This is a genomic window from Ruegeria sp. BE9 (assembly GCF_056538765.1).
Genome location: NZ_JBQFTS010000009.1, coordinates 164,377 through 170,893, shown reverse-complemented (window position 1 = coordinate 170,893; position 6,517 = coordinate 164,377). Strand labels below are relative to the sequence as shown.

General features: G+C 56.3%; 6 protein-coding genes. 1 reads left to right on the top strand and 5 read right to left on the bottom strand.

Annotated features, from left to right (window positions below):
- Positions 1 to 195 precede the first annotated feature (195 nt).
- From ACR0EO_RS20020 to ACR0EO_RS20005, 4 genes are read right to left on the bottom strand one after another with little or no spacing between them, the layout of a single operon-like run.
- A complete protein-coding gene (locus ACR0EO_RS20020; RefSeq protein ID WP_480692580.1) occupies positions 196 to 1,167 on the bottom strand; it encodes a 2-hydroxyacid dehydrogenase in 972 nt (323 codons plus the stop codon).
- On the bottom strand, positions 1,167 to 2,054 hold the full coding sequence (gene sucD, locus ACR0EO_RS20015; RefSeq protein WP_480692579.1) for a succinate--CoA ligase subunit alpha: 888 nt from the start codon (positions 2,052 to 2,054) through the stop codon (positions 1,167 to 1,169). The genes ACR0EO_RS20020 and sucD overlap by 1 nt, the downstream gene beginning before the upstream one ends.
- Positions 2,054 to 3,250, bottom strand: coding sequence for a malate--CoA ligase subunit beta (locus tag ACR0EO_RS20010; RefSeq protein WP_480692578.1), 1,197 nt, complete (start codon positions 3,248 to 3,250; stop codon positions 2,054 to 2,056). The genes sucD and ACR0EO_RS20010 overlap by 1 nt, the downstream gene beginning before the upstream one ends.
- Positions 3,251 to 3,278: 28 nt before the next feature.
- A complete protein-coding gene (locus tag ACR0EO_RS20005; protein ID WP_480692577.1) occupies positions 3,279 to 4,520 on the bottom strand; it encodes a pyridoxal-phosphate-dependent aminotransferase family protein in 1,242 nt (413 codons plus the stop codon).
- A gap of 218 nt (positions 4,521 to 4,738) precedes the next feature.
- Here ACR0EO_RS20005 and ACR0EO_RS20000 point away from each other — a divergent pair, with 218 nt between their 5' ends.
- Positions 4,739 to 5,368 (top strand): response regulator transcription factor, encoded by a 630-nt coding sequence (locus tag ACR0EO_RS20000; protein WP_480692576.1) that lies wholly within the window; start codon positions 4,739 to 4,741, stop codon positions 5,366 to 5,368.
- Between the two features lie 15 nt (positions 5,369 to 5,383).
- Here the strand turns inward: ACR0EO_RS20000 and ACR0EO_RS19995 are convergent, their stop codons facing one another.
- A complete protein-coding gene (locus tag ACR0EO_RS19995) occupies positions 5,384 to 6,313 on the bottom strand; it encodes a LysR family transcriptional regulator (RefSeq protein WP_480692575.1) in 930 nt (309 codons plus the stop codon).
- Positions 6,314 to 6,517 lie beyond the last annotated feature (204 nt).

Here is a 6,517-nt window from a genome sequence, read left to right as displayed (position 1 = left end):
CTCGATCTCATCGCGCTGGCGACCCAGCTCGGATGTAATCGAGCCAAAAAGCTCAGGATCACGATCCGAAAGGGACTGGGTGAAAAAACCGTCGGTGCGGTGCGGGGCATTCACGGTGCAAATCTCCTGTAGAAGAGGGGCCAATGCCGCCGTTTTGGCCGCATGGGTGTTCATTTCCTGGTATTTCTGGTGGTCTCAGATCACCCGGTCGCGTGGCTCGAAGCCTTGGAAAAAGTCGCTGAGGTTATCCAGAACGCGGAACCCCATCGCCTCGCGCGCTTCACGCGTAGCACTACCCAGGTGCGGCAGCATCACGAGGTTGTCGCATTGCAGGAGATCCGGGTTAATGCGTGGCTCACCATCGAACACGTCCAACGCAGCTCCTCCGATCATGTCGAAGGATAGCGACTGAATAAGAGCGCGCTCTTCGATGACTTCGCCACGCGCCGTGTTGATCAGGAACGCGTCGCGTTTCATAAGGTCCAACCTGCGTGCGTTGATCATATGTCGGTTTGCAGCGCCTCCGGGGCAATGCAGCGAGACGAAATCGCAGTGCGGCAACAGCTCATCGACCGTTTCCACCTGCGTCGCGTTGCACTTGGCCAAAACGTCTGGTGCAATCGGACTGCGGTTATAGACAAGGATGTCCATGCCAAACCCGTGATGGGCGCGGCGAGCCATTTCCTGACCGATGCGACCATAGCCGATGATGCCCAGCGTTTTGCCGCTGACCTTGGTGCCGATCAGATGTGTGGGACGCCAGCCGGTCCAGTTACCAGCGCGTAATTCACGCTCACCTTCACCGGCACGGCGGGCTACCATCAGAAGCAGGGTCATGGCGATGTCGGCGGTGCATTCGGACAACACGTCGGGCGTGTTTGTCACGGTCATACCCAGCCCACGCGCCGACGGCTCGCAGATGTGGCTGTAACCGACGCCGTAGTTGGCGAGGATTTTCGTCTGTGCACCGGGCACATCCAAAGCTTCGGCGCTTAGTATATCCGTAACGGTGGGAAGCACCGCGTCATAGGATTTCAGCGCTTGCCGGATTTCGGCCGGGGACATTGGTTTGTCCCCGGTATTCAGCACTGCGTTATAGTTCTCGGCCAGCTGCGCCTCGACGGCGGCGGGCCAACGACGGGTAACAAGAACCGAGGGTTTAACCATCACGCAGCCTCCATCACGCGGGCGATCGTTTCACCGATTACGGCAGGGTTTTCAGCCACGGTCACGCCGGCGGCCGACAGGATTTCAACCTTCTCGCTGGCGCTTTCGCCAAAGGCCGAAATGATCGCGCCCGCATGGCCCATGGTGCGGCCTTTGGGGGCGGTCAGACCCGCAACATAAGCCACCACCGGCTTGGAGATGTGGTCGCGGATGTATTCGGCCGCTTCGGCTTCCTGCGGGCCGCCGATCTCACCGATCATGGCGATGATATGGGTGTCGTCGTCCTCTTCGAACCGCTGCAGGATGTCCTTGAAGGAGGAGCCATTGATCGGATCTCCACCAATGCCAACGCTAGTTGAAACACCGATCCCGCGCTCTTTAAGTTGTGCAGCAGCCTCATAGCCCAGCGTCCCAGAACGTCCGATGATGCCCACGTTGCCCGGCAGGTAGATGTGCCCCGGCATAATCCCCAGCAGAGCTTTGCCGGGCGAGATGGTTCCCGCGCAATTCGGTCCGGTCAGAACCATGCGTTTCTCTTTGGGATAACGATACATGTACCGTTTCACCCGGATCATGTCCTGCGCCGGAATACCGTCGGTAATGCAGACGCAATAGCGGATACCGGCATCCGCGGCTTCCATGATCGAGTCGGCCGCAAACGGCGGCGGTACGAAGACAAGGCTGGCGTCCGCGCCAGTTGCCTCGACCGCCTGTTTGACGGTGTCAAAGACCGGAACGCCTTCGACGGTTTCCCCGCCCTTGCCGGGTACAACACCGCCGACAACGTTGGTGCCATAGTTCAGCATGTCCTTTGTATGGAACCGCGCCATACGGCCGGTGATGCCCTGTACGATGACACGAGAGTCACGATCGAGAAGAATGCTCATTACACAGCCCTCATCTTGGTGCCTTGAGTAAGGTCGTTGCGCCATGCGCCCACGGCGCGTTCTGCGGCTTCCATCAGTGTGGTGGCGCGAATGATCGGCAGGCCCGATTTCGCGAGAATTTTCTGGCCTTCTTCGACATTCGTACCAGCCAGACGCACGACCACCGGGATGTCGATATCCAGCTCTTTCAGAGCCTGCACGACACCTTCCGCAACCCAGTCACAGCGGTTGATACCAGCGAAGATGTTGACGAGGATCGCCTGTACGTTTTCATCCGACAGAACCAGACGGAACGCCTTGGCCACACGCTCGGGCGAGGCACCACCACCGATGTCGAGGAAATTGGCGGGCTCACCGCCGGCCAGCTTGATCGTGTCCATCGTCGCCATCGCCAGACCGGCGCCGTTGACGATACAGCCAATATTGCCATCGAGACCGACATAAGACAGGCCACGATCTCCCGCACGGCTTTCCCGCGGGTCTTCCTGGCTCTTGTCGCGCAATTCGGCGATCTGCGGGTGACGGAAAAGAGCATTGTCGTCAAAGCTCATCTTTGCGTCCAGCGCCAAAACGCGGTCGTCACCAGTAATGACCAAAGGGTTGATCTCAACCATGGTGGCGTCCAAATCGCTGAAGGCCGAATAGCAACCTTGCAGCGTGCGCACCATTTGCTGAACCAGCTTTGGCTCCAGGCCCAGTTGGAACGCGATTTCACGCGCCTGGAACTCTTGCAAGCCCACCGCAGGTTCAACGATTGAGCGCACGATGCTGTCCGGACGTTCCGCCGAGATCTCTTCGATCTCCATCCCGCCTTCAGATGAGGCTACGATCATCACGCGCTGGCTTGAGCGGTCGAGCACGAAGCCAAGGTAGATCTCCCGATCAATCGGAACAGCCGATTCAACATAGACACGATAGATGCCTTTGCCTTCCGGGCCGGTCTGATGTGTGACCAGCTTACGGCCAAACATGTCATCGCAGGCTGTGTAGATTTCATTCTCGGTGTTGCACAGCTTGACCCCTCCGGCCTTGCCGCGCCCACCTGCGTGAACCTGAGCTTTGACGATCCATTTGTCGCCACCAAGCTCGCGCGCCCTATAGGCCGCTTGCTCGGGGCTGTAGGCCAACGCACCCGAGGGCACATCGACACCAAAATTCGAAAGAAGTTCTTTCGCCTGATATTCGTGAATATCCATCTGCAATCCTCCCGTTCTTGCAGTTTGGTTAGGCAGCCATCGAGGTGCCGTAGCGGCTTTCCAGCAATGCCTCGATCGCATCCCGATCAATCTCTCCACCCAGTTCTCGAATTGCTTCGGCGAACAGGCGCACGATCCGGCTGACGGATTTGCGGTTCAGCTGATTCAGGATGCCGATCCGCACCTGCACAGGTGCGCTGAGTGTCGGCCAGATGCCAAAGCCCCGCGCGCGGCAGTTCTGTACCAGCTCCATCTCACGCCCAGCCAGTTCCGACGGCAGGTTGAGGACGATCAGGCTCGGCATGTCCGAGGTGACCGCGCATCCCATCTCGATCACTGCGTCGCGCAGTACCTTTTCGTGGATTCGATAGGACATCGCCCGTTTCGCCAGCCCTTCCTGCAGGGTCAGGCGCAGTGCTTCGTGGAAAGCGGCAACGGCGTATCCCGAATGCGTGCGGTGATAGGTGCCTTTTTCAACATCCTGGCCATCGACGATGCCCCAATGGCGGGCTTCAAAGATTGGATTATGGACATAGGAATAGGCGCCGGATGTCTTCAAGGTTTCAATATAGGCATCCGTGAAGCTGACCGGAGCGTAGGTCAGAGGTAGACAGCACAGACCTTTCTGTGGGCATGACGCCCAACCGGCGATTCCCGGATAATCATCGATCGAGAAATCGTCGACACCAAGCGACGAGACAGCGTCGATCAAGCCCATCGCCGCGTGGCGCTCGCAGGCGTCCGAGAAGCCGCGCACGTCGTTAATGCGGCCCGAGCCCGTTTCCCAATGTGCCATGAAGGCCCATTTTGGCTGATGCTCGGCCAAAGCGGCTTCGACCAATTCGCCAGTAACAGGCTGGCCATGCGGAACTTCAATCACGGTGACACTGGCGGCCTGAGGATCAAGAGGGTTGGCCGCGTGCTCTTCAGGTGTCGCGGCCTTGATCCGTAAGGTCAGCGCGTCAATTCCAGAGAAGGTTCCATTGGTGAACGCAACAACTTTGTCACCCGGCATCACGGCAGAGAACATGGTGTCCAAGGCGCTCCAACCGGTGCCGGCAACAGCGAATGTATATGTGTTCTGAGTGCCCCAGATCTTGCGCAGCATGTGCTTACACTCAATCATCCCACGCAGGACATCGCCTTGCATGTGGTCAGCAACACCCGCACTGGCAAAGGCTTGCAAAACTCGGGCATCGGTGTTTCCCGGCCCCGGTCCGGCAGCTAATGTCTCGGGGATCTCCAGCTGGGGGAAGATCTGAAAAGTCATGGTTGGCTTTCCTCGGCAGTTGATCGGGCAGAGGGCCCGTTTGTTACGTTGCCAGACAGAAAACCCGGACTTGTGCCATCACGCAACGTAACTTACTACTGCTTTAGGATGTCCATAAGTATGGTGTTTAACCTACCCATTTAGGTAAAAATACCAAGGTATACCGAAACTACACCTACCCATTCGGGTGGTTTTTGAGAAAATTAGGTTAAAAACAGATGGTTGAGGGCTCTAAACTTCCGATCGATGTCATGCTGGCCGACAGCAATCCGTTGGTTCTGTCGGCAATGTCCGAAATCTTTGAGCGCGACCCCCGATTCTCTCTTGTGGCGACGTCTGCTACCGCAGAAGGGTTTCTTGGAACTGTGATGCGGGTTCCTGTTCAGGTCGGAGTCGTGGATTGGAACCTGCCCGCCCTAGGCGCAGCAAAACTGATCGAAGTCCTGCGCGAACAGGCCAACGCCCCCAAGTTCGTCGTCTATGGCGAGGCGACCGGAGAGATACCGCGGCTGGCGATGCAAGCCGGTGCGGCCGGCTTTGCCGCACGCTCAGGAGAGGTCGACGGCCTGCTTGAAACCTGCGCCGATGTTGCCGCTGGTAAAATGGTTTTTCCGTTCATTGATGTTCGGAAAATGCAGCAGGACCCCATCCAAAGCCTATCACGTAAAGAAAGAGCTATTTTGGAGGCCTTAGCCCAAGGCATGTCGAATCGTGAGCTATCGAAAGAGCTTCAGATTTCGACCAATACTGTGAAATTTCATCTTTCGAACATCTATGAGAAGCTAGCGGTGAAAAACAGAACCCAGGCCATCGCATACTACTATGCGTCCCAAATGTCCGGAGGGTAGGGGGGATAGGGTTTGTCATGAAGACAGCGCAATTTCCTCTACGATCCAGTTACGCACATCATTCACAAGCTGTGACGGATTCTGCGAAGCATTGGAAATATAGTAGCCTCGTTCTGTAACGTAGGTTTCAGGCACAAGCTGAACCAGCTCACCGTTTTGCAGAAGATCGTCAACCAACCCCTTCCACCCAAGGGCGGCCCCTTGATTTGCAAGCGTCGCTTTGACGATCATCTCATAGTTTGAAAATGTCGTCCCTCTGCTTAGCCCCGAAGCGTCGACACCAAACTCTCTCAGAAACTCGGCCCAGCTGCACCAACTTGAGGATTGCAATGGTGTGACCAGGTGCAACAACTGAGACAGCTTTTTCAGGTCACTGGCCGTTGAGATTTCTGAATGAGTTGCCCTGAACTCAGGACTGCAAATGACGTTCACCTGCTCAGGAATGAGAAGAGTATCATCCGGGGACACCTGATTGTACTCGGCCATGCAGATGACCAGATCAGCGTCTGAAATGGCAGTAGCTTTTGGCTCTTGCGATGTCAGAACACTGATGTCGATCTCGCCTAGCCGGTCGCGAATTTTGGGAAGGCGCGGCAGCAACCAAAAGTACGCAAAGGCGTAATCGACCGAAATAAGCAAACGTTGCTGCCGATGCTTATCCACCACGTCGTGAAAACGGTTAGCCAGATCTGTCAGCGGCTCATACAAGTTCCGATACAGCGCAGCCCCGTCTCGTGTCAGCGAGACACCCTTGGATGTCCGCTCGAACAGCTTTTGGTTCAAAGCGGTTTCCAGATTGCGAATTCGTTGGCTGAGACTGGGTTGGGAAACTTTCATTTCTCGGGCCGCCGCAGAGAGCTGCCCATGACGACAAACCACCATGAACGCACATAGATCCGCCGCATTTCGGGCGAATTTGGTATAGGAATTTCCTTTATCAGCCATCAGACATTTGTTCTGTTGTCGTTTGGTTTTCTACATCATGGTTGTCCGAACATAGGAAATACCTACGGCCAGCCGTTATCCAATCAACTCAACCCCTGCGCTGCTACCAAGTCAAGACTGCATGAAAAACCCAAACAATCTGATGCTTATGTCCATTCAGCGGAAAGAACCCCTGATTGGCATCAGCTCAATAAACACATCGGT